Here is a 24,180-nt window from a genome sequence, read left to right as displayed (position 1 = left end):
AGGGCCCCATGATAATCGAGCCGGGCCGTCAAGACCATGACAGCCCCCACACAGTGCGGTTTCCCTCCCGGCCTCAGGCTGGCAGATCGATCCCCGCCTCCCGCATCTGGGCCAGTTTGTAGCGCAGGGTGCGCGGGCTGATGCCGAGCCGGTCGGCCACCGCCTTGCGGCTGCCGTTACAATCTTGCAGGGTGTCGAGGATAATCTGGTGCTCCTGCTGCTTGAGTTCGCTGCCGAGGCGATCGCCACCATAGCTGCGCTCGACGCTGACAAACTCCATCTCCTGCTCGTCCAGCTCCTCCAGAATGAGGTGGTCACAATCAATGACCCCGTCGGGGCTGAGGATCAGGGCGCGCTGTACCACGTTATCCAGCTCCCGCACGTTGCCGGGCCAGAGGTGGGCCAGCAACCGCTCCCGCGAGGCATCTGTCAACTGTGGTGTCGGCAACCCCTGCTGACTGGCATGAAGTGCCAGCAGATGCTCCGCCAGTGGCAGAATGTCGCCGGGCCGCTCGCACAGAGCAGACCAGCGCAGCGGGAAGACGTTGAGGCGATAGTAGAGATCTTCGCGGAACAGACCATCCTGCACCGCTTTTTTCAAATCCCGGTTGCTGGTGGCGATGACCCGCACATCCAGCGGGATCATCTTGCGACTGCCGAGCCGCTCCACCTCTTTCTCCTGCAACACCCGCAGCAATTTGGCTTGCAGCCCCTGATCCATCTCGGTGATCTCGTCAAGCAGCAGGGTGCCCCCTTGCGCCTGCTCGAACTTGCCCGGGCACCCCTGCACCGCACCGGTGAAGGCCCCCTTCTCGTAGCCAAACAGGGTCGCCTCCAGCATGTTTTCCGGAATGGCGGCACAGTTGATGGCGACGAAGGGCTGCTCGGCGCGGCTGGAGTTATCGTGAATGTAACGGGCCAGCACCTCTTTACCCGTTCCGCTCGGGCCGGTCACCATCACGGTCGCTTCGCTTCTGGCCACCCGGGTCGCCAGCTGGAACAGCTCGGCAGTTTTGGGATCCCCGTAGACCACGGCGCGCTTCTCCACCTTCTGGGCGGGCACATAGCGGCTGACCTGATTAAGCAGCACCTCCGGCGAAAATGGCTTGGCCAGATAGTCGATGGCCCCTTCACGCATGGCGCGCACCGCACCGTCGATGTTGGCGTAGGCGGTCATCAGCAGCACGGGTATCTGCGGATATTGCTGGCGAATGGTCGCCAGCAGGGTGAGGCCGTCCATTCCCCCCATCTGGATATCGGAGATCACCATGTCAAACGGCTGACGGGAGAGGGCCAGCAGAGCCCGCTCGCCGCTGTCCGCTTCACGGCACTCATAACCGCCGAGCAACAGGGTATCCACCAGCGCTTCGCGCAGGCCATTGTCATCTTCAACTACCAGGATCCTGGCCTGTGTCATGCTACACCTCCAAGCTGCACCGGTTGCTGGTGCAGGGGGAACGACAGAGTAAAGCAGGTGCCCTCACCGGGAACCGAGGCCACACCGACCTCCCCCTGATGGGCACGCACTACAGATTGCACCACCGCCAGCCCGAGACCTGTGCCCTGGGAGCGAGTGGTAAAGAAGGGTTCGAATACCTGACCGAGCTGATGGGAAGGGATCCCCTTGCCATTATCGATGACCCGCACCTCCACCCGGGCACCGCTGCGCACCGCGCTGACCAAGAGTGAGGTGGCCCCTGCCTGCTGGGCATTGGCAATCAGGTTGTTGATGGCCCCCGCCAGCGCACTGCTGTTGGCCAGCAGACAGAGATCGGGCTCCGGCGCCTCCATGTGCAGCTCGCAGCCCTGCTGCTGGCAGAAGGCCTCGGCTCCGGCCTGCACTTCGGCCAGCAGCCCTTGTACCGAGATGGGGGTGACCACCTGATTGTCGCCATTGCGGGCGAACAGCAGGATGTCGTTGATCTGCTTCTCCAGATCCTGCAAACGGGCCATCAGCTTTTGCTGAAACTGAGTGCGAGATTCCGGCTTGAGGGTGCGGTTGACCAGATTGGCGGCATAAAGCATGGCAGCAGAGAGCGGTGTGCGGATCTGGTGGGCGAGCGAGGCCGCCATATTGCCCAGCGCCGACAGCCGCTTCATGTGGTTGATGCGGTCTTGCAGTTTACGGGTTTCGGTCAGGTCATTGATAAAGACCAGCTGGCCGGGCTGATCCGGCAGCGGTTGGGTCGAGAGCTGGACCCGGCGCCCGTCGCGCAGGGAGATCTCGTGGCCATCATCCTCGCGCGGCTCGAAGCAGCGAGCAATGATGTGACGCCAGAGCTCCCCTTCCAGCGGCTCCCCCAGCAGGGAGATGGCCGCCGGATTCGCGCGGGTGACCACCCCAGCCCCGTCAAGCAGCAACACCCCGGTGGGGAGCGCCTTGAAGATGGCATAGAGCTGGCTCACTTCGTGGGACTGGAGTGGCATGTCCTGCTGCTGGATTGTCATAAACCTGACCTCAAACTGGCTATTGGGTCAGGTTATTCAATTTCCATGCCACTAAAATATATGAATTAAAACAATGAATTGCGCATTAGCGTCAAGACTTTGACCCTCAGACGTCCTTGCTCATCCCGTACTTTTTCATCTTCTCAACCAGAGTGGTACGGCGCATGCCGAGCAGATCGGCAGCGCGGGCCACCACCCCGTCCTGAGACTCCAGCGCCTGACGGATCAGCTCCACTTCAAGGTCGGCCAGCATCTCTTTGAGGTTGACTCCCTCTTCCGGCAACTGCATGGTGCGGGCCGAGGCGAGGGAGTGATCCAGCTCGGGCGGATCCTGAAACACCGCCGCCAGCGCATCCCGTTCATCCATCTCGGTCAGCCGCTCATCCCGCGGCTCGCTCGGCAGCAGGCGATAACGGCTCGGCAGATCGGCCACATCGACAATCTGGTGCGGGTAGAGGATCAACAGCCGCTCCAGCAGGTTGGATAGCTCGCGCACGTTGCCGGGCCAGGGGTACTGCATCAGTGACTCCAGCGCCCGCTGGGTCAGCCGGATAAAGCCGTGGTGCTGCTCGGCATGGCGGTTGAGCAGCTCCTGCAGCAGCAGCGGAATGTCGTCGATGCGATCACGCAGCGGCGGCGTCTCAATGGGGAAGACGTTGAGGCGGTAGTAGAGATCTTCACGAAAACCCTGAGTGCGGATCATAGCCTCCAGATCCCGGTGGGTAGCCGCAATGATGCGCACATCGGCCTGAATGGGCTTGCCGCCACCGACCCGGTCGAACAGCCGCTCCTGCAATACCCGCAGCAGTTTGACCTGCATCGGCATCGGCATGTCGCCGATCTCGTCGAGAAACAGGGTGCCCCCCTGCGCCAGCTCGAAGCGACCGCGACGGGCCGCGATGGCGCCGGTAAAGGCTCCCTTCTCGTGGCCGAACAGTTCGCTCTCCAGCAATTCGGCCGGAATGGCGCCGCAGTTGATGGGCACGAAGGGGCCACTGCTGCGGGAAGAGAGTTCGTGGATAGCGCGAGCCACCACCTCTTTACCGGTGCCGGACTCGCCGAGGATCAGCACGTTGGCATCGGTCTCGGCCACCTGGCTGATGAGGCGGCGTACCTCCTGGATCCCCTTCCCTTTACCCACCAGCAAGCGCAGCAGGGCCTGCCCCTTGTCATGGGTCTGCTGACGGGGATGCAAGGATACAAAGGCCTGACAGAAGTGCAGATGACGGGTGAGGGATTCATAGGTAAAAGGCGAGAGCGCCACCCCGATAAAGTTGCTGTTGGGCAGGTCGGCCTCAACCAGCGAGAGGAATGGCGTGCGAGGGAAGGCAGCCAGCAGCTCTGACAAGGGACGGTCGGTCAGCTCACCCACCAGCACCCCTTGCAGCGGACCGGAGGATTCGATGGCCACATCCAGATCGCTTTGTGCCACCTCCTGCCACGGGATCCCCATAAACGAGAGCACGGTTCCCAACTGTTGGCGCCGCTGCGCATCGGCATCAACAATCAACACGCCCATCTCCACCATATCCATTCCTCGCGATGTCCTGAACTAACTTATTGTTTTATTTAATGATAAAACAGCTACTGACTGTCTTTTTGCAGGCACACAAAGTGCCAAAATTCCGACACATTGTCAAAAATTGTCGTATTCAGGCTAAGTGTATCGACAGAAACGGGAGATTAGATAAATTTTGCCGAGGAATTTTCTGCATTGGCGCCGTTAACAAACGCCGCCAATAGCGGAAAGAAAACTGCCCTCGTCAGAGGGCAGCATGGGACACGGTGAAGCGCATTCAGTGGCGATTATGGTGGTGCGGTGCCGCGTAACGACACTCGGGGAAACGGCTGCAAGCCAGAAAGAGTCGACCGGCGTGGGGGCCTTTTTTCGCCTCCCGCTCCACCAGCGGCGCATCACAACGGGGGCAGTGGTGTACTTCATGCTCCTCGTCATCCTCTACATCGGCGAACAAGCCATCGACCAGCTCACCCTCACTCTGCGGCGTCTCCACCCCCCCCTTGGCCTGAATGGCGGACTCGCGGAGCGACGCAGGCGAGATCGCCTCGGCATGGGCAGTACGGTCACGCATCCCGGCACCAACATCCACGCCGTCCAGCAGCAGAGGGTTGAACGTCGGCTCGCGGCGCGCCCCGTGCGGCAGATCGTCGATCAATGGTTCGCTGGTTTTGACCAGCAGCGGCAGGATCTGTTCGCGCAGCTCTTCCACCAGATAGCTGGCACTTGCCGGGATCTGCAGCAACGGCAGACCGGCGCTGTCGCAGGCGGTTTTCAGAAAGAGATCCCGCGCCTTGCGCTTCTGGTGACGATGGGAGCTGTCATCGAGTTCGATGGCACAGATAAAGGAGAGATCCGCGGGGTGGCAAAGCAGATAGTCGAAATGCTTGGCGCTGATCTTGTTGAAGTACTGCTGCCATTTGCTTTTGCCGATCCCGGCCTGCGGCGTCAGCACATCGGCCACCCGCACCTTGGCAAAGACCCGGGCCTTGTCACCCACCGCCAGATCCAGCACCCCGAGGAAGGATCGCTCGGCGGGACTGAACAGGGTCTCCTGCACATCATAGGGCAGGCGCTTTTGCTGTCTGCCTCTGCTCCAGAAGATCGCCAGCACAAGCAGCGCCAGCAACAACAATCCCGATAGGACAAGGGTATTCATGAGAGCACGATCCAGTTCACGACACGAAAGGGGAATCACTTTACCACAGCCGCCACGGAGCAAGGCAGCAGACCCGTGTATAGAAAGTGAAAAGTCCCGTCTTTTTATCTATTTGTCAGCAGGCGGGGGTTCATATGACCAGTCCCAGCAGGCACAATAGGGATAGAGCAAGAAATCCCATTTCAAGGAGAGCAGGATGCAAAAACAATTGGTGGTCACCGTGATCGGTGCAGACAAACCCGGGATCGTCGAGAGTCTGGCTGCAGTCATCAGCCGCGAGCAGGGCAACTGGCTGGGCAGCGCCATGAGCGAACTGGCGGGCCAGTTTGCTGGTATCCTCCATGTCTCTGTCCCCGATGAGCACTATCGCAGCCTGTGCGAAGCACTGGCCCTGCTACCGGGTCTGACCATCAGCTTTGCCGAAGGGACACCGACCACCGAGCCAGCCCATCAAGTCATGATGACGGTGACCGGCAACGACCGCCCCGGCATCGTCCACGAAGTTGCCAGCATCCTGCGCCAGCTCGAGATCAACGTGGCCGATCTTACCACCGGCTGTGAACCGGCTCCCCACTCCGGCGCCCCGCTCTTCTATGCCCATGCGCTGGTTGCCCTGCCAGACGGGCTCGCGATGGATACGCTGATCACCGCGCTGGAATCCCTCTCCGACGATCTGGTGGTCGACATCGACGAAGCGTTCAGCGAGCAGTAACAATACTGTCATTTATTTGTCATATATTAACGCCATAACTGCCGCGCAGACGCGACCTGAAACAGAGGCACAAGATGAGCACCGACAAGCAGTATGAAGAGAAAGAGCTGAGCTGGCTCTCATTCAATGAACGGGTGTTGCAAGAGGCAATGGACAAGACGGTGCCCCTCATCGAGCGGGTTCGTTTTCTGGGGATCTTCTCCTCCAACCAGGATGAGTTCTTCAAGGTACGGGTATCGGACGTCAAGCGTCGCATCCTCATCAATGAAGTACATGGTGGCGACGATGAAGCGAAAGTGCTGCTACGCGCCATCCAGCAAAAAGTGATGGCGCTCGGTGAAGCGTTCGACAACACCTATAAAGAGCTGTTGATTGCGCTGGCCCGCCACAACATCTTTCTGGTCAACGAGAACCAGCTCTCCGATGCCATTCAGAAGTGGCTGCGGGTCTTCTTCAAGGAGAAGGTGCTGCGTCACATCATCCCGATCCTGCTCAACAAAGAGGTCAATCCGGTCAAATTCCTCAAGGATGAGTACACCTATCTGGCCATCGAGATGAAGAAGAACGGTCAGGTGATCCAGTACGCCCTGGTGGAAGTGCCGACCGACGACCTGCCCCGCTTCTTCCAGCTGCCGCCGGAAGGGACCCGCCGCAAGAAGCAGATCATCATTCTGGATAACGTCATCCGCTTCTGCCTCGACGAGATCTTCAAAGGCTTCTTCGACTACGACGAGATTGCCGCCTATGCGGTGAAGCTGACCCGGGATGCCGAATATGATCTCTCCGACCAGCTGGACTTGAGCCTGGTGGACAAGATGAGTGACGGCTTGAAGCAGCGCCTCACCGCCATGCCGGTACGCTTCGTCTACGAGCGGGAGATGCCCGCTGCCATGATTAGCTTCCTCAAGCTCAAGCTGCAGATCAGCTCCTATGACGCCATCATGCCGGGTGGGCGTTATCATAACTTCAAGGATTTCATCGGCTTCCCCAACGTGGGTCGTGACTATCTGGAAAACCCCAAGCTGCCGGCCCTCGATTGCCGCGATTTTGACGGCTTCGTCAACGCCTTCGATGCGATTACCAAGCAGGATATCCTGCTCTACTACCCGTACCACAAGTTCCACCACTTCACCGAGTTGGTGCGCCAGGCGGCGTTCGATCCGGCGGTCAGCGCCATTCGCATCAACATTTATCGGGTGGCCAAGAAGTCGCGGATCATCCACTCCCTCATCGATGCCGCCAACAACGGCAAGAAGGTGACCGTGGTGGTCGAGCTGCGCGCCCGTTTCGACGAAGCGGCCAACATCGACTGGGCCAATATTCTCACCGATGCCGGGGTCAAGGTGGTGTTCGGGGTGCCGAGCCTCAAGATCCACTCCAAGCTCTGCCTCATCACCCGCCACGAAAATGGCGAGGCGGTACGCTATGCCCATATCGGCACCGGTAACTTCAACGAGAAGACCGCCAAGATCTACACCGACTTCTCGCTGCTCACCCGCAATCCGGATATCACCGCCGAAGTGGAAGGGGTATTTGAATACATCGAGTACCCATATAAGCGTTACAAATTCAACCACCTGCTGGTCTCCCCCATCAACAGCCGCCGTCAGCTCTATCGCCTCATCGACAACGAGCTCTCCAACGCCAAGGCGGGCCAACCGAGCGGTATCATCCTCAAGATCAACAATCTGGTGGACAAGGATCTCATCAACCGCCTCTATGCCGCCGGGCAGGCGGGAGTACCGATCCAGATGATCATCCGTGGCATGTGCGCCCTGCGCCCGGGCGTACCGGGCCTCAGTGACAACATCAAGGTGATCAGCATCATCGACCGCTTCCTCGAGCACCCTCGGGTGATGGTGTTCCACAACAAGGGCAACCCCCAGCTCTATATCTCCAGCGCCGACTGGATGAGCCGCAATATCGACGGCCGGATCGAGGTGGGCACCCCCATTTATGACGAGCGGCTCAAGCAGCGCATCATGGACATTCTCGAGCTACAACTGAGTGATACCTGCAAGGCGCGGGTCATTGATGCCGACCAGCAGAACGAATATGTGAAGCGGGGCAACCGCCGCAAGATCCGCTCTCAGGTGGCGATTTACGACTATCTCAAACGTATCGAGTCAAACAATGGACAATAGTCTCTATGCCGCCGTGGATCTCGGCTCCAACAGTTTTCATATGGTGATCGCCCATCTGAGCGAAGGGCGTTTTCGCATCGTCGATCGCATCAAGGAGCGAGTCCGGCTGGCGGAAGGGATGGATGAGCAGAAACGGATGAGCCCGGAGGCGATGGAACGCGGCCTCGCCTGCCTGTCGCTGTTTGCCGAGCGCCTCACCAATATCAAACCGGATCAGATCCGCATCGCAGGTACCTATACCCTGCGCCGCGCCAGCAACGCCCGCGAATTTGTGAGTGAAGCAGCCAAGGTGCTCAACCACCCCATCGAGATCATCAGCGGGCAGGAAGAAGCACGGCTCATCTATCAGGGGGTTGCCCATACCCAGCATATCGAGGGCCAGGTACTGGTGATCGATATCGGCGGTGGCAGCACCGAACTCATCATAGGTGAAGGGTTTGAACACAAAGCCCTCACCAGTCGCAAGATGGGCTGCGTCAGCTTTACCCAAAGCTTCTTCGCCAGCGGCAAGCTGAGCGACAAGCACTTCACCAATGCCGTGCTGGAGGCGCAGCACCAGCTCGCCCCCATCGTCAACCAGTACCGCAAGCTGGGCTGGCAGAGCTGCCTTGGCAGCTCAGGCTCCATTCGTACGGTACGGGATGTACTGCAAGGGGAAGGGCTGACTGACGGCAGCATCACGCTGGAGGGGCTGATGCGGCTCAAGGCGCTGATGATTGAGCACAAGCGAGTCGATAACCTCAAGCTGACAGGGCTTACCGAGGAGCGTCAGGAGGTGTTTGCCGCTGCGGTCGCCATCCTGCTCGGGCTGTTTACCTCGCTGCCCATCGAGCGGCTCGACTACTCCGATGGTGCCCTGCGCGAAGGGTTGCTTTATGAATTCGAGGAGCGCTTGCAGCACCACGATATTCGCGAGCGCACCGCACAGGCGCTCGGTACCCACTACCGGATGGACAAAAAACAGGCAGCCCGGGTGGAGCAGAGCGTGCTGACCCTGTTTGATGCCTTGCAAGAGCCCTGGCAGATGGAAGTAGAGCCCTATCGCGCCATCCTCGGCTGGGCGGCCCGGCTTCACGAAATTGGCCTTGCCATCAACTACAGCGGCATTCATCGCCACTCCGCCTATATCCTGCAACACACCGACCTGCCCGGCTTCAACCAGGACGATCAGGCCCTGCTGGCAGCGCTGGTACGCTTTCAGCGCAAGGGGCTCAAGCTCTCCGAGCTGCCTCCCCTGCCCAACCACGACATGCAGACGGTGCTGCGTTGCATCCGCATCCTGCGCCTCGCAGTCGCCGCTCACCACAAGCGTCAGGACAACCTGCTGCCTGAGTGGAAAGTCGCAGTGCAAGGGGATCAGCTGGTCGTGACCCTGCCGATCGACTGGTGCGAGGAGAACCGTCTCCTGATGCAGAATCTGGAGAAGGAGCATCGTTATTGCCAGGAGCAGGGCTGGCCACTGTTGTTCCAGCTCGGCTAAACCGGAAAGATAAATGCAAAAGGCAGCCCACTGGCTGCCTTTTTCATATCAATCTACCCGTTACTGCAACTCGGGCAGCAACAGCTTGGCCATCTCGAAGTAGATGATAAGGCCGGTGCCATCCACCAATGTCGCGATGAATGGCGCAGAGACCACCGCAGGATCGATGCGGAAACGGCGCAGCACCATGGGAATAATGGACGCGACCGTAGCACTCCAGAGCACGATGGCGATGATGGTAAAGGTCACCACCATGCCAATCTGGGGACCGACACCGAGACTCCATGCCCGTACCCAGGCCGCCATGGCAATGGCCCCCGAGATGAGCAGACCGGTGGAGAGTTCCTTTTTCAGCACGGTGCCAAGGTTGCGCAGACTCACCTCCCCGACCGCCATGGCTCGTACTATGGTAGTGGTGATCTGGGTGCCGCTGTTACCACCAGTACCGATCAGGAGCGGAATGAAGAAAGCCAGCGCGATGGCCGCTTCCAGCTGCTCCTCAAATGCCCGCAGCACGGTGCCGGTGTAGGCTTCCGCCACGAACAGGATAAGCAGCCAGCCCACCCGTTTGCGCCACAGCTGCCAGGGGGTCGCCTGCAGATAGGGAGTATCGAGTGGCGAGGAGCCACCCTGCATCTCGGCATCCTCGGTGGATTCGAGCTCCAGAATATCCGCCGCATCATCGACGTGGAAAATACCGACCAGTCGCCCCTGATCCTCGACCGGTAATACCGACAGGTCGCGGTCGATGAGCAGGCGCGCTGCCAGCTCCTGATCGGCTCGGGCGTTGATCCGCACCGTCTCCCGATCCATCAGGGTCGCGACACTGGCCAGCGGGTCGGCGATCAACAAGGTCTTGAGGGAGAGGCTTCCTTGCAGACGACCATCCCCGTTGACCACATAAATATGGCGAAACAGCTGGGCATTATCCCAGGCATCGTGGATCAGCTGTTTGGCGTGACCGACCGTGTCCTCCTCCCGCACCGCCAGATATTCGTGGCGCATGTTGGCCCCCACCGACTCGGTGGGCCAATCCAGCAGGGAGTAATACATGGCCTGCGCCTGGGTCGGGAAGCGAGCCAGCAACATTGTGCGATCCTGACGACCCAGTTTGCGCAGGATGGCGACCATCTCACGGCGGGGAATAGCCTCCTGCAACACGCTGACGATGCTGCCATGGAGCCGCTGCAACAGGCGCCCGGCACTCTCGGCCGAGAGTGAACCAAGCAGTTCGGCCCCTTGCGGAATTGGCAGGGTATCAAAGATGCAGTTGAGCTCTTCCGGACGCAGGGTCAGCAGTTGATCGGCGCGCTGAACCGGATCCAGATTATGTTCCAGCCAACCCTGCAGGGCGGCCAGATCGAGCAGTTGGTGACGGTTAAGAATGGTATGTGTTTTCTTCATCACAGATATCCTCATGTGATTTCAGGCGAGCCTGAATGCCTCCGGAAATAGCCGGATGCAACGACAAGAAAACAGCAATTTGATTGACGAGTAATAGGCAGGAAATGACGCCGTTCGGCGTGTCATCATCCCCACGTACCAGCTTTAGCACTGTATAACGTATCCGGCATGCCGGAAGCCACTTGGGTTTACACCTTAATCCGATGAAAACTGTCCTGATCTTGGGCGTCTCTGGACGTCGTGAGATCAGTGGCCTGTGTTTATACAGGAGCCTCGCCTAACGAGATGCTGCAAATAATTCGCACAACCCTCTGTTGTGCGGGCGGCATGATTATCCAATCCCGCTGGGAGGTCAACCCCGCAACCACCATTAAATTGGCAACGGCAACAGCTTGTTACAATTGGCAGGAGATGACACGGAACCAATTTACAGAACCAGGATAAAAGAAAAGGCCCCAAAGGGGCCCTTCTTTAATTAGCGAATATAGTCAAATAGCGTCAGACGGCTTATTTTGCTGAACGAGAGTTGCGAGGCACTCAATGCCGCATCCTCTTTTGACAGCGCGGAAATCACTTCATAGAGATCCGCTTCCGATACCTTGGCTCTCGCCTCGGCGTTGAGGGTACTCAACCCCTCGTTAGAATCCATGACTGCCTCGAGACTGTTCATCCTGCCACCCAACTCCCCCAATCCATGATCGATATTCAGGCGAGCATTCTTCATATGGACGGTAGCATCGGCTACTTCCAGCGCAAAGTTGTCAGCGGTAATAGCGGGATCACGCAAAGCGGTAATAAAATCCGACATCCCGTTCAGCACGTTGTCATTTTTTGGTGGATTAAGGTCAAACTGCTGAGCCGCACCACCTGCAGGCAAATCAAGGGTCAACTCCAGACCATTGAAGGGGATCTTGGTGCCAGCAGTGTAGTTACCCGTTTGCAGGGTAGTACCACCGGCATCCTTGATATCATAGGTATCAGGCGGGCCTATGATGGTTGATACGGTATAGGTGTTGCTGGGCAGTGCAGAGTTATAATTGGACTTATAGAAATTATCAAAGTTGCCCTGATCACCGACTCCGACCTTGATATTTGCGGTGGTTGCACTGGCAGTTCTTCTGGTCGCCACGATTTCAAACAGATCCTGCCCGGAATCATTGGCAGCAATTTGTACTGTGGGTGAGACCTGAATATTTCGCTGACCAGGGTCCCCCTGATAGATATACTTTCCGTTGGCGTCTTTGATATATGGCTGGGTCTTGCTCTGATTGCCACCAAATATAAATTCACCCGAGGAGTTTTTGCTATTCATCAGATCAAACATTTGCTGCTGCAACCCTTCCAGCTCGCTGGCTATGGCCTTGCGATCATCCATGCTGATAGCGCCATTATTTGACTTCTGGATCAGAGTCTGGGCACTGAGCATTGCCGTATTAAGAGAATCCAATACTGTCTCTTCATGCCCCAGGCTGTTTTCCAGCAAGCTGCCATTGACACTGTACTGCTTGAACAGGTCAATCTCCTTGGTCAGTGCCATCTTCTGGCTCATCCCCGCGGGATCTTCGCCGGCAGTCTGAAATTTATTACCGGTTTGCAGCTGTTGGTAGGCAGTATTCAACCGCTCGTTGGCACTGTTGAGGGAATAGATATTCCGGTCGTAGATCATGTTGGTGGTGATGCGCATGACGTTACCTCACGGAAGAGAGCAGTGTATCGAAAATGGTTTTGGCCGTGCTGACAATTTGCGCCGATGCCGCATAGGATTGCTGGAAGCGGATCAGATTGGCCGCCTCCTCCTCCAGATTGACCCCAGACACGCTTTCAAAGATGCCGGTACTCTGGATAAGCTTGGACTCATTGGCCTTGAGCAGCGTTTTTGCCTGACTGGTATTGTTACCCACTTCCATCACCAACCCGGAATAGGCCTGATTGAAGGTCATCTTGTCGTTGGTCGTCCCACCATTGGTGCTCTTGCGCACCAGATCCTTGTTTTGCAGCTCGGCCAGAACCAGTCCATTGCTGTTATCGGCAAAGCCATTGCTGTTGTAACTGAGCTTGAAGCTGTCGTTAGCATTCACCGTTCCGGTGATGCTGAACTCGTAGCCGGGCGCCTGTTTCGGGTTGGCATAGACTGCGGCTCCGGCGGGGAAAGGGTTGACGATCGCAGACATCAGGTTTTGCCCTTTGCTGCTCGCAGGGGCAGTGCCAATCAGGGTAGTGCCATCGGCTTGAAACACCTGATAGTTACCGTTGGCGTCAATCTTGACGACCTGAGGCGCTGTCGGGCTCAGACTATTGGTACCAAAACCTGACCCTGCACCTGTATTGAATACGCCACCCAGTTTGATATCCGCCCCGCCGCCATTATTGGTGGTCTTTTCCGCTTTAAGCGGAGAGGCCAGGGCCAAATCTTCCGGTCGGGTGATCAGCTGACCCAGACCGGCGGCCGCACTTTTGGTCGGTTGCAGCAACAGTCTGTCACCCGCAGCCGGCGCACCGGTGAGATCGATTGAAATGCCGTGACCCGTGAGTTCAAACGTTGCAGGAGGGGTCGTGCCAGTCGCCACAGAGGTTCGATTACCAGACTTGTCCAGCGAGAACACCTCATAACCGGTGGCGCTGCTAAAGCGCACTTCGTAATCAAACGGGGTCACTGATGTCCCCTTGCCCGGCACAAAGCTGACATTCGCCCCGACCGTCCCGGTGTTATTGCCGTAGGGTAAGCCCTTGCTGGTAGGCAGGGTGAAAATATCGCCGCCAATCTCGTTATCCAGATCCATCCCGAGGCGGTTCTGCTGGTTCATCGCATCGGCCATCGCCACGGCCAGCTGCCCCAGTTCGCGCTTGGTAGGCTCAAGGTCGGTACGCGCCTTGAACAGCCCCCCCATGGCGCCACCAAACGTATCGTGGTCGATGGTTGCCTGATTATCCCCCAGAGTCAGTTGCAGCTCCTGATCCCGGGAGTCAGGATCTCCTGCAATCACCTTGAACTGGGCGACGCCCCCATCGAGGATCAGCGAATGGCCAGTGCTCATATTGACCAGCATGCTGCCGTTGGGTTGGGCTACGGTGCGAATATCCATCTTCTCCGACAGCTGGCGGATCGCCTCATCCCGCTGATCAAACAGCATCAGGTTCTCTTCGGGTGACCCCTGGGTGCGGATGATGGCCTGATTAAGATCATTGATGCTGGTGAGCAGGCTGTTGACCTGCTTGGTTTCATCTTCAATGCGGGTGTTGAGGGTATCGCTCTGCTTGTCGAGCTGCGCCGAGAGGGTATGAAAACGGTTGACCATGCCACTCAACTCCGTCATCACCACCTTGCGCCCACCGATCTCGGCAGGCGATTCATTGGCTGAGTGAAATGACTTGAAGTAGGAGGTGATGGCCGCCCCCACGCTGTTGCTGGTATCCCCAAGCAAGCTGTCAACGCCAGCCAGCTGTTCATAATGGGTCAGGGAGGCATGATAGGCGGAGGTATCACGGCGCACCTCCCCCTGCATATAGTCGTTGATTACCCGCTGGGTCTTGATGTCACCGGTCCCCAGACCGATGGTATTGGTATACACCAGCGTACGCTCACGCACATAGCCCTGGCTATTGACGTTCACTATGTTGTTACTGGTGGTCTGCAGCAGGCGTTGCTGTGCCAGCACGCCCGATGAACCAATCCCAAGCAGGTCGCTTGCCATACGTTACAGCTCCATCTCGTTGTATTGGGCAATGGCGTCACTGCGCAATACCTGTTTCAATTTTCTGGCGTAGTGCGGGTCGGTGGCATAACCCGCCTGTTGCAGCGCCTCAAAGTAGCGATCAGGACTATCCACCTTCGCCAGGGCTCCCTTGTAGCGAGAGCCGGAAGTGAGGAAGTCCACATAGTCGTTGAAGCTCTCTTCAAACGACTCATAGGAGCGAAATGCCGCTTTCTGGCGGGAGGCGACGCCTTGCTCATACTCGAGCGTGCTGACCACCGCCTTTGGCCCTTCCCAGCGCGGATCGGCCTTGATGCCAAACAGGTTATGGGTCACCTGCCCCTCGCCATCCTTGATCACCCGCTTGCCCCAACCGCTCTCCAGTGCCGCCTGTGCGACCAGTACCGCCGGGCTTAACCCCAGCTTGTCGGCCGCTTTCTTGGCCAGCGGCATCAGGCGATTGACGAACTCTTCGGGCGTATCGAACTCTTTGCCCCCACTACCGGTGGCACTGCCCTCTTCGCTGACCATGCGCCCCATGGGCGGAATGCTGCGGTGCGGTCGACGGGGCATAGTGAGTGCGTGGCTCTCCTTGACCCCCTCGGTCATCTCTCTTTCAGCAAAATCTTTGCCAACTTTTGATGCCGCGATCAAATCATCGGCAGCGGCCGTGGGTGGCTGATAGGGTTTGTAGGTCCGTTCGGTACGCTGCGGCATCTTGAGCACCCGTCCATCCTGATGGGTAAAGGTCTCGGGAGAGAGCTGCTTGGCCACCATGTCAGCCAATCCCAGTCCCCCCTTGCTGGACATGTCGGCAACCCGCTGCTCATCCAGCATCCCTTCATAGAACTGGGTATAGCTGCTGTTCATCGGGTTGTCCTGAGTCAACACGCCGTTGGCCTGACGCATGCTCTGAAACAGCATCTGGGTAAAGATTGACTCGAACTGCCGTGACGCACTCTTGAGCGCTTCGGCCTGTCCCTCTTTGCTTTGGCTCATCTGGCGCAAACGGTCCAGGTTCTTGATGTCCTGTACCATCCCGAGATTCATGCCGCTGTTGCTGTCAAACTCCGCCATTTTGCTTACCTCATTGCCACCCGTGGCAACCACTTGCCGCTTGTTACAATATGACCAGTTGCCCCTCGATGGCGCCTGCCTGCTGCAGCGCCTCAAGGATGGCCATCAAATCACCGGGGGCGACCCCGACCTGATTGACCGCCCGGACCAGATCGTCCAGGGTCGCACCGGTATCAAACTTGAACATTCGCCCCGGCTCCTGCTGGACATTGATGGTCGAGTTGTTGGTCACCGTCGTCTCTCCTCCCGCCAACGGGTTGGGCTGGGAGACCTGCTGGTTTTCGGCGATGGTCACCGTCAACCCGCCATGGCTGATGGCCGCCGGTTTGAGCTTGACTTGACTGCCTATCACTATGGTGCCAGTGCGGGAGTTGACGATGATCTTGGCCGCCTCATTGGCCGGATCCACCTCCAGGTTCTCGATGGTGGCGAGATAGGAGACCCGCTGACCCGGATCCCGCGGGGCATAGACCTTGACCGAGGTAGCATCGAGCGCCTGAGCGGTATTGGGCCCCACCAGATCGTTGACCACATCGGCCAGACGGCGCGCCGTAGTAAAGTCGGGTCGGTTAAGGTTGAAGGTGATGGTGTCACCCTGACTGAAGGAGTTGGGCACCTCCCGCTCCACGGTCGCACCGTTGGCAATCCGCCCGACGGTCGGGGTATTGATCACAACCTTGGAACCATCAGCCCCCTCGGCCCCCAGACCACCAACCACCAGACTGCCCTGCGCGACCGCATAAACCCGGCCATCGAGCCCTTTCAGGAAGCTCTGCAACAGGGTGCCTCCCCGCAGGCTCTTGGCCTCGCCAATGGCAGAGACCGTTACGTCGATGGTCTGACCCGGTTTGGAGAAGGGAGGCAGGTCGGCATGGATCGCCACCGGTGCCACATCCTTGATCTTGGGCTTGATGTTATCCGGCACCTTGATGCCAAAATTGTTGAGCATGGTACGGAAGGTCTGCTCGGTGAAGGCGTTGTTCTTCTCGCCAGTGCCGGGCAATCCCACCACCAGACCGTAACCAATCAACTGGTTGTTACGCACCCCTTCAACCGAGCTGATGTCCTTGATCCGGGCCGCATTGGCCACACCCAAGGGCAGCAGACAGCAAAGCAGAGTGACAAGACGGAGTGACTTCATAACATCTCCTAGAGCGGCCACCAGGGACCATTGAAAAAGCTGGTAAGCCACCCTTGCTCCTGACTATTGGCCAGATCGCCGGTACCACCGTAGTAAATGCGGGCATTGGCCACTTTCTGGGACGAAACGCTGTTATCAGACGTCACGTCCTCCGGGCGAATAAGGCCGGTGATCCGGATATATTCATTGCCATTGTTGAGCATGATCCACTTCTCACCGCGCACCACCAGATTGCCGTTGGGCAGTACCTTGGCCACGCTGACCGAAATATTGCCCTGCAGGCTGTTGCTCTGATCCGCCTTGGCCTGGCCCTTGAACGCGCTGTCTTGAGCAATGGAGGCTGAGAGATCATAGGGGCTGGCGGTCACGGGCACGCCACCCAACTTGACCGGGTCCAGATTGAACTTGTTATTCTTGCCACTCTGGGTATTGGCCTTTTTCGAGGCAGAGGTCGACTCCGACAACTCGATGGTAATGATGTCACCTACCTTGTGTGCCTTGATATCCGAATAGATGCCATTGACCTGATCCGGCTGGAAAATCGCCCCTGTCGGTCGCACCGACACCGGCTCCGACTCCCCGTAGACGGGGGAAAACTCGGGATCATCAGGCTTGGGCGTATTGGGAGTACTGCTACACCCTCCCAGCACCAACAATCCCAGCATCCATACGGCTTTCATCATGCACCTCCTAATTAGGTACGCTGGATCAGGAAGGACATCATGCCGTCCACGGCGGAGAGCACCTTGGAGTTCATCTCGTAGACCCGCTGAGCCTGAATGAGGTTCACCAGCTCTTCGGTCACGTTGACGTTGGAAGTCTCCAGCATCCCCTGCTTGATCACCCCCAAGCCATCGGCACCGGCAGTCCCCTGAGCGGCAGCACCGCTGGATTGGGTCTCGACAAACATGTTCTCCCCCATCGGCTGCAAGCCGCTGGCGTTGACGAAGTCGGAGATATTGATCTGACCGACAACCTGAGAAGCGCCATCGCCCTTGAGCTGCACCGAGACCTGGCCATCTTCACCCACCGTAACGCTCTGGGCGTTTTCCGGGATCTGGATTTCCGGTTGCAGCGGGTAGCCATTACCCGGGGTCACTATGGTCCCTTCATCGTTGAGGGTGAACTGACCGTTGCGGGTATAGGCCGCACTGCCATCCGGCAGCTGAATTTCAAAGTAGCCACGACCACTGATCATCAAATCGAGCGAGTTGTCGGTGGTTTGCACGTTGCCCTGGCTGTGGTTTTTCTGGGTCGCCACCACCTTGGCACCCGCCCCCAACATCAGGCCGGAGGGGAGCTCGGTATCGGCAGAGGAGCGGCCACCGGGCTGATTGATGTTTTGATACAGCAGATCTTCAAAGATGGCCCGTGACTTTTTGAAGCCCACGGTGCTGGCGTTCGCCAGGTTGTTCGAGGTGACCGAAATATTGGTCTGCTGTGCATCCAACCCGGTCTTGCTGATCCAGAGTGCAGGATTCATAGTGTAACTCCTTGATTAGCTGATTCGCAGCAGTTGGGTTTGAGCTTCATCATTCTCTTCGGCCGTCTTCATGATTTTGACCTGGGTTTCGAACTGGCGTTGCAGCCGGATCAGGTTGGTCATCTCATCCACCACATTGACGTTGCTCCCCTCAAGGGAGCCGGCAATCAGGCCGACATTGGCAGAGGCGGGTTCATTCTGGCCATCTTTGCGGCGAAACAGACCATCTTGCCCCTTCTCCACCGCATCGGCGGCCGGGTTGACCAGCTTGATCCGCTGAAAATCTTCCGGCAAGTTGGCGGCCGCCCCCTCCGGACGACCGCTGATGGTGCCATCCCGATTGATCTCGAGTTTCTCCATCGGCATCGGCAACACGATGGGCTGACCGCCGTCATCCACCACATTCAGGCCCGTCGAGGTCTGCAAGTTGCCGGTCGCATTGACCTGCAAATTCCCCATGCGGGTATAGGCCTCACCGCCCTTGGGATCCTGCACGGCAATCCAGCCAGGACCATCCACCGCCACATCCAGATCCCGTCCGGTGGTCATCAGCATGCCATGCTGCAGGTTCTGACCCGGGCGCTCAGCCATGGCAAACACCCGGCTTGGCAAGCCCTCTCCGAACGCTTGCATGCTTCTGGCCTGCTCGAAATCGGACTTGAAGCCGGTGGTATTGGCATTGGCGAGGTTGTTGCCCCGAACAGCCAAGCTGTTCATGGTCTCTTTGGCCCCGGACATGGCGATATAAAGCAGGTGATCCATGGAATTCTCCGTCAAACAGATGACTCTGACAGGAGAAATGCAATTAGAGTGCCAACAGCAGAGATATGGGGGGAGAAGGAGGATGGGAATGCGACAGAAACAGAGAGGGGGCCAAGCCCCCTCTCATTATCATTTATTGCGCGATTAACGGATCTGCAGGATGGTTTGCTGCAGCGAACTGTTGACCTCCAGAGAACGGGAGTTGGCCTGGAAGTTACGCTGGGCAGTGATCAAGTCCACCAGCTCCGAGGTCAAATCCACGTTGGACTGCTCCAGCGCCGATGATTTGATGGTCCCGAAAGTGCCCGAGTTCGGCGTCCCCGGCAAGGCATCGCCAGAGAGCAGGGACTGTCGCCAGGAGGTATCGCCAACCTGAGTCAATCCTTGCGAGTTGGCAAACTTGGCCATCGCTACCATGGCCACCTTGATGGTGGTCGCGTTACTGTAAGTGGCAGAGACAATACCATCCGGCGTGATCTCCACCTTGGTCAAACGACCGACAGTGGAACCATCCTGTGTCAACTTGCTGACTTCAAAAGGAGATGCGTATTGGGTCACGGTACCAAACACGATATCAACCTGCTGAGTAGGGTCAGCGCCATTTGTGATGATACCCGCGTTCCCTACCCCTGGACCCAATGGTTGGGTTTTTAGTGTTAACGGTGTCACCGCATTCATTTTACCGTCAGAACCAAACGTTATCTGCGCGGCTCGAGGAGCTTGGCTCAAAGTTGGTGCCATAGTTGGTTGTGCGCCTCCGACAATATCAATCGGCTTGTCACCTTGATAAAGGTACATGCGCCAAGACGGGGGATCAGCTGGCTTGGTTGGGTCTGTCGTATCTGCGTCACGCACAAAATACTTCGTGATAGTATGCGGCTCTCCCAACGAGTCATAAATGACTACCGAGGTGGATGATGAGTATGTTTTCGAATCCTTAGGATCAAAATTAGAAGGGTTAAAAAGATGTGGTTTAGTCGTTGATGTTGAGGGCAAATTGAAGCTTGCCTCAATCTTGCTGGTCTTGATTGGCTCGCCCGCCCGATCCGGTATCTGGATCGGCTTGGTTGCATTGATACTGACCGCTTTGGGGGTGCCATCCGTATTAATTTCATACCCTTGCAGATAATGGCCCTGATTGTTGACCATATAACTGTTTTCATTGAGCTTGAAGGCACCGGCACGAGTATAAGTGCGATCCAGGTTGGTCAGGCCATCGGAGGTCACAAAGAATCCATTCCCCTGAATCGCCAAGTCGAGTGCGTTATTGGTAAATTGCAGCGCCCCCTGATGGAACTGCTGGGCAACCGCACCGGTCGCCACACCATTACCGACCTGGGTCTTAGCGTTGACAAAGATGGAGTTGGCATAGACATCCGCAAACTCGGCTCGGGACTCCTTAAAGCCCATGGTGTTAACGTTGGCAATGTTGTTGGCGGTGACGTTCAAGTCTTTTTGTGCCGCGTTGACACCGCTCAAGGCATTGTTAAATGACATATCCAGCTCCTTAGATCGATGCTGTCGACGTGGTTTTTGACTGAGTTGTTGGTTTGTTCTGATTAGATCCTGAAATTTGCAGGATACTGTTAAGCGTTGTAGTGCCTAGACCTCTCAGATTAAGTTGAGTCGGGTTGGTTCCGTTCCCCAGGACCACACTATCAACCTTGCCATAGGTCAGGGCCGAGATGCTCTCCGACTTTCCATCCATGGTGCCGTTAGCTTTAATCACGTATTTTCCAGGCTTGGCCGGATTGCCACTCTTGTCTTTACCATCCCAAGCAAATTCAACATTGCCGCGTAAATCACCTTCCAGAGGAAACTCCTTTATCACCTGACCCTTTTCATCTTCCACCGTGATTTTCACATTCGAATACTTGTTCTCGACACCGACAGCCACAACCCCGGATATGGACCCCTCTTTCTCCAAATAACCGATATTGCTAGGGAGCAGCACATTTTGTCCGACCAGTGCAGAGGCTTGCAGCGCCTGACTAGATGTCATCAGAGTATTGAGATTGCCCATCTGGGTGGACAAGCTGTTGATCCCCTCAGAAGTCGACATGGATGTCATCTGGGAGAGCATCTGGGCGTTATCAACAGGCTTGAAAGGATCCTGATACGACAGCTGCATGGTCAGCAGCTTCAGAAAAGAAGCTTGATCCAGCTCTTTCTTCGGCGTTGTAGTGGTGCCTGTCGTCTGGGTCGTGGTACGGCTGATACCGTTCACATTATTGGTTGTATCGACCATGCTACATCCCTCCTATCAGGATTTGCCAAGCTGGAGCGTCTGCTGCAGCATCTTTTTGGCCGAATCTGCAACCTGTACGTTGGTCTGGTAGCTGCGCGAGGCGTTGATCATGTCGGCCATCTCTTCAACCATGTTGACGTTTGGCTTGAAGATAAAACCGTCTTTATCCGCCATCGGGTGGTTGGGGTTGTACTCCTTGAGCAGTGGCGCCTTGCTCTCGACAATCCCCTTCACCTCAACCCCGACCGAGCCCTGCTTGTCAGACATAGCCTGATCGAGCTGGGCGGCAAAGACTGGCCGCCTGGCGTGGTAAGTATTTTCCACACTGGAGCTGACGCTGTCCGCGTTGGCCATGTTGCTGGCAACCGTGTTGAGGCGCACTGACTGTGCACTCATAGCCGAGCCTGCTATGTCAAAGACCTTGAACAAACTCATCACTGCTCTCCTTTCAGGGCCTTGAGCAGGCCACTGATTTTGCTATTCATAAATTCAAGGGAGGTTTGATACTCGAGGCTATTGCGCAGAAATTCGCTGCGCTCCTGCTGCACATCGACTGTATTGCCGTCACCGGTATCTGGTTGCAGCGGGTTGCGATATTGCACGGTACCTGGGGCGTCCATATTCAAGGCAAAGTGCTTTTCGCTGGTCGTTGCCAAACCAAACCCCTGATGCGACTGGGCCTCCTGCAATGCCTGAGCAAAATTGATATCCCTGGCTTTGAAGCCCGGGGTATCTGCGTTGGCAATATTGCTGGAAAGCACCTCAGCACGCTTGGCGCGAACGCTTATGGTGTGTTGATGCACACCGAATGCCTTGTCAAATGAAAGAGCCATAGCACACCTCCTGCTTGGTTTATTTTGTTTGCAAGAGGTGTGCCATAAGCAAATCACTCAGTTCGATGGTTTGGGTATGAGCACATTTCAGACCGAAAACAGCAGGAGCATCTCGTGCCTTGAGTCAGACGGCATCATTTGGCCACCTTAAGGTTGCAACCACTTTTGCAATGGCGAGATATGGTAGGTAAATAGAAAGACTGAGCTGTAGATAAAGAAAGAGGGAAGCTCGCTGCTTCCCTCTTTGTATGAACTGGTTAAATCCGGTAAAACCCCGAATATCGTGGCCATCAGGCCTATTTGACCTTGTAGACAATCCCCGGATTGCAGCGGATCATCTCGAACCGATCGGTTAACCCGGCCAGTGACTCCGACGCGCCCAGCATCAGATATCCACCGGGATTGAGACTGGCAGCAAACTGGTTGAGGATCTTCGACTTCACTTCCGGCGCAAAATAGATGAGCACGTTACGGCAAAAGATAATGTCAAACTTGCCGAGCAAACTATAACTCTCCAGCAAGTTGAGTGGCCGGAAGGTGGTCAATTTTCTGACTCGCTCAGCGACCCGCATCTTGTTGTCACCGTAGGGCTCAAAAAACATCTTCTTGCGCTCCGGTGACAAACCGCGCGCCAGAGCAAGGCTATCGTAAACGCCTTCCTTACACTGATTGAGCATGGTCGTCGAAATATCCGTCCCGACAATCTGCACGCCACCAGGCAAGGTACCCGGCTTTTTCATCTGCTGCTCCAGTGCCGTCATGGCAATGGAATAGGGCTCCTGACCTGACGAGGATGCGGCAGACCAGATCTTGATGGGGCGGCCACTTTTCCCCAACTCGGGGAAAATCTTGTCGGTAAGAAGCTGAAACGGATAGGTATCACGAAACCAGAGGGTCTCGTTGGTCGTCATGGCATCCACCACGGCCATTTTCAGGTCACGCTCTCGCACACTCATTGCACGGGTAACCAGATCAGACAGACTCTCGATGCCAAACTGAGCCATCAAAGGTGAAAGACGGCTCTTCACCAGATACTGTTTGTTATCCCCCAGCACAATTCCGCTCTGTACCGCCAGAAAGTTGCTGAACTGTTTGTATAAGTCGTCCGAAAGTGTCTTCATGCAGCTGTTCTTCTTTATTAGAGTGCGTTTTGTACGGCCTTGGCCAATTCATCAGGCTGGAACTTGGCGATAAAATTGTTCGCACCAACTTTCTGCACCATTGCCTGGTTGAATACTCCACTGAGTGATGTATGCAGAATAACATGCAAATCCTTGAGATTGGGATTATTCCGGATCTCGGCAGTGAAGGTATAGCCATCCATTTCCGGCATTTCGATATCCGAAATAACCAGCGCAACCTGATCCTTGATAGGACCATTTTTGGTCATTTCCAGCAGCATGTTCAATGCTTCGCGGCCATCTTTTGCCAACACGCACTCGACGCCGATGGCCTCAAGCGCACGTTGTACCTGTTTGCGTGCCACTGAGGAGTCATCCGCAACAAGAACAGGACGCCCCAGAGTCGGGTGGTCGACACTGGCCTGAACCAACTCCTCACTCACATCCGTTGCAACCGGTGAAATTTCATTCAGTATCCGCTCAACATCAAGAATTTCGACCAACTCGCCGTCGACTTCAGTCACGGCTGTCATGTAGTTGATGCGACCCGCACCTTTGGGCGGAGGCAGGATGGATTCCCAGTTCATATTGATGATGCGCTCGACCGAATGCACCAGAAACCCCTGAATAGAGCGGTTGTACTCGGAGATGATAATGAAGCATTTGCTCAGATCATCAATCGGGCGTTTGCCAACCGCCATGCTGAGGTCGATGACCGAGATAGTCTGGCCACGAATATGTGCGACCCCGCGGATGCAGGAGTTCAGTTTGGGCATCACGGTCAAGGGGGGACACTGCAACACTTCACGCACTTTGAATACGTTGATGCCAAATCTTTGACGTCCATTGAGACGAAACAACAACAACTCCAGCCGGTTTTGCCCCACTAGCTGGGTACGTTGGTTGACCGAGTCCAGGATACTGGCCATAAACACTCCCTAAAAACGCTTGGCATTAATC

The 24,180-nt window shown here is 56.7% G+C and carries 21 protein-coding genes and 1 riboswitch; of the genes, 3 read left to right on the top strand and 18 right to left on the bottom strand.

Features of this window, described 5'->3' with window-relative positions; translation table 11 throughout:
- Positions 1-73: 73 nt before the first annotated feature.
- The 4 genes from BN1139_RS01105 to BN1139_RS01090 form a co-directional block, all read right to left on the bottom strand.
- Positions 74-1,417 carry a sigma-54-dependent transcriptional regulator gene (locus BN1139_RS01105; RefSeq protein WP_005350684.1) on the bottom strand — a complete coding sequence of 448 codons (1,344 nt, stop codon included), beginning with the start codon at positions 1,415-1,417 and terminating at the stop codon, positions 74-76.
- Positions 1,414-2,448, bottom strand: a complete 1,035-nt coding sequence (locus tag BN1139_RS01100; protein ID WP_005350683.1) for a sensor histidine kinase — start codon at positions 2,446-2,448, stop codon at positions 1,414-1,416. The genes BN1139_RS01105 and BN1139_RS01100 overlap by 4 nt, the downstream gene beginning before the upstream one ends.
- Before the next feature lie 106 nt (positions 2,449-2,554).
- Positions 2,555-3,976, bottom strand: a complete 1,422-nt coding sequence (locus BN1139_RS01095) for a sigma-54 dependent transcriptional regulator (RefSeq protein ID WP_005350678.1) — start codon at positions 3,974-3,976, stop codon at positions 2,555-2,557.
- Between the two features lie 268 nt (positions 3,977-4,244).
- Positions 4,245-5,123 (bottom strand): DUF2726 domain-containing protein, encoded by an 879-nt coding sequence (locus BN1139_RS01090; protein WP_005350675.1) that lies wholly within the window; start codon positions 5,121-5,123, stop codon positions 4,245-4,247.
- 196 nt (positions 5,124-5,319) lie between these two features.
- Here BN1139_RS01090 and BN1139_RS01085 point away from each other — a divergent pair, with 196 nt between their 5' ends.
- The 3 genes from BN1139_RS01085 to ppx all read left to right on the top strand — a co-directional run bounded on the left by BN1139_RS01085 (position 5,320) and on the right by ppx (position 9,459).
- Entirely contained in the window at positions 5,320-5,835 is a 516-nt protein-coding gene (locus BN1139_RS01085; RefSeq protein ID WP_005350673.1) for a glycine cleavage system transcriptional repressor, read from the top strand.
- Positions 5,836-5,909: 74 nt separating this feature from the next.
- Entirely contained in the window at positions 5,910-7,979 is a 2,070-nt protein-coding gene (gene ppk1, locus BN1139_RS01080) for a polyphosphate kinase 1 (protein ID WP_005350671.1), read from the top strand.
- Complete coding sequence (gene ppx / locus BN1139_RS01075) at positions 7,969-9,459, top strand: exopolyphosphatase (protein WP_005350669.1); 1,491 nt, start codon at positions 7,969-7,971, stop codon at positions 9,457-9,459. Before ppk1 ends, ppx begins: the two co-directional genes overlap by 11 nt.
- A 60-nt stretch (positions 9,460-9,519) precedes the next feature.
- On the opposite strand, the gene mgtE is transcribed toward ppx, so the two are convergent.
- The 14 genes from mgtE to BN1139_RS01005 all read right to left on the bottom strand — a co-directional run bounded on the left by mgtE (position 9,520) and on the right by BN1139_RS01005 (position 24,149).
- Entirely contained in the window at positions 9,520-10,863 is a 1,344-nt protein-coding gene (gene mgtE / locus BN1139_RS01070) for a magnesium transporter (protein WP_005350668.1), read from the bottom strand.
- A 122-nt stretch (positions 10,864-10,985) separates the two neighbouring features.
- A riboswitch (M-box (ykoK) riboswitch) is annotated at positions 10,986-11,155 on the bottom strand.
- Between the two features lie 183 nt (positions 11,156-11,338).
- Positions 11,339-12,547 (bottom strand): flagellar hook-associated protein FlgL, encoded by a 1,209-nt coding sequence (gene flgL, locus BN1139_RS01065; protein WP_005350667.1) that lies wholly within the window; start codon positions 12,545-12,547, stop codon positions 11,339-11,341.
- Positions 12,548-12,551: 4 nt separating this feature from the next.
- On the bottom strand, positions 12,552-14,555 hold the full coding sequence (gene flgK / locus BN1139_RS01060; RefSeq protein ID WP_005350666.1) for a flagellar hook-associated protein FlgK: 2,004 nt from the start codon (positions 14,553-14,555) through the stop codon (positions 12,552-12,554).
- A gap of 3 nt (positions 14,556-14,558) precedes the next feature.
- A complete protein-coding gene (gene flgJ / locus BN1139_RS01055; RefSeq protein ID WP_005350665.1) occupies positions 14,559-15,632 on the bottom strand; it encodes a flagellar assembly peptidoglycan hydrolase FlgJ in 1,074 nt (357 codons plus the stop codon).
- Positions 15,633-15,675: 43 nt separating this feature from the next.
- A complete protein-coding gene (locus BN1139_RS01050; RefSeq protein ID WP_005350664.1) occupies positions 15,676-16,773 on the bottom strand; it encodes a flagellar basal body P-ring protein FlgI in 1,098 nt (365 codons plus the stop codon).
- A gap of 8 nt (positions 16,774-16,781) precedes the next feature.
- On the bottom strand, positions 16,782-17,453 hold the full coding sequence (gene flgH / locus BN1139_RS01045) for a flagellar basal body L-ring protein FlgH (RefSeq protein WP_005350662.1): 672 nt from the start codon (positions 17,451-17,453) through the stop codon (positions 16,782-16,784).
- A 14-nt stretch (positions 17,454-17,467) separates the two neighbouring features.
- On the bottom strand, positions 17,468-18,256 hold the full coding sequence (gene flgG / locus BN1139_RS01040) for a flagellar basal-body rod protein FlgG (RefSeq protein WP_005334158.1): 789 nt from the start codon (positions 18,254-18,256) through the stop codon (positions 17,468-17,470).
- Between the two features lie 15 nt (positions 18,257-18,271).
- Positions 18,272-19,018: a flagellar basal-body rod protein FlgF gene (gene flgF / locus BN1139_RS01035; protein ID WP_005334159.1), complete on the bottom strand. Its 747-nt coding sequence runs from the start codon at positions 19,016-19,018 to the stop codon at positions 18,272-18,274.
- A gap of 144 nt (positions 19,019-19,162) precedes the next feature.
- Positions 19,163-20,515, bottom strand: a complete 1,353-nt coding sequence (flgE, locus tag BN1139_RS01030; RefSeq protein ID WP_005350660.1) for a flagellar hook protein FlgE — start codon at positions 20,513-20,515, stop codon at positions 19,163-19,165.
- 10 nt (positions 20,516-20,525) lie between these two features.
- Positions 20,526-21,266: a flagellar hook assembly protein FlgD gene (locus tag BN1139_RS01025; protein WP_005350659.1), complete on the bottom strand. Its 741-nt coding sequence runs from the start codon at positions 21,264-21,266 to the stop codon at positions 20,526-20,528.
- Between the two features lie 15 nt (positions 21,267-21,281).
- Positions 21,282-21,701 (bottom strand): flagellar basal body rod protein FlgC, encoded by a 420-nt coding sequence (gene flgC / locus BN1139_RS01020; protein ID WP_005350658.1) that lies wholly within the window; start codon positions 21,699-21,701, stop codon positions 21,282-21,284.
- Positions 21,701-22,099: a flagellar basal body rod protein FlgB gene (gene flgB / locus BN1139_RS01015; protein WP_005334169.1), complete on the bottom strand. Its 399-nt coding sequence runs from the start codon at positions 22,097-22,099 to the stop codon at positions 21,701-21,703. Before flgB ends, flgC begins: the two co-directional genes overlap by 1 nt.
- Before the next feature lie 296 nt (positions 22,100-22,395).
- Positions 22,396-23,220 (bottom strand): CheR family methyltransferase, encoded by an 825-nt coding sequence (locus BN1139_RS01010; RefSeq protein ID WP_005350656.1) that lies wholly within the window; start codon positions 23,218-23,220, stop codon positions 22,396-22,398.
- 17 nt (positions 23,221-23,237) lie between these two features.
- A complete protein-coding gene (locus tag BN1139_RS01005; RefSeq protein ID WP_005334174.1) occupies positions 23,238-24,149 on the bottom strand; it encodes a chemotaxis protein CheV in 912 nt (303 codons plus the stop codon).
- Between the last annotated feature and the right edge of the window lie 31 nt (positions 24,150-24,180).

The sequence above is a fragment of the Aeromonas veronii bv. veronii genome (assembly GCF_000820225.1).
Classification (GTDB): Bacteria; Pseudomonadota; Gammaproteobacteria; order Enterobacterales; family Aeromonadaceae; genus Aeromonas; species Aeromonas veronii.
Note: the sequence above shows the minus strand (reverse complement) of the source record. Positions and strands in the feature narration are given on the sequence as shown.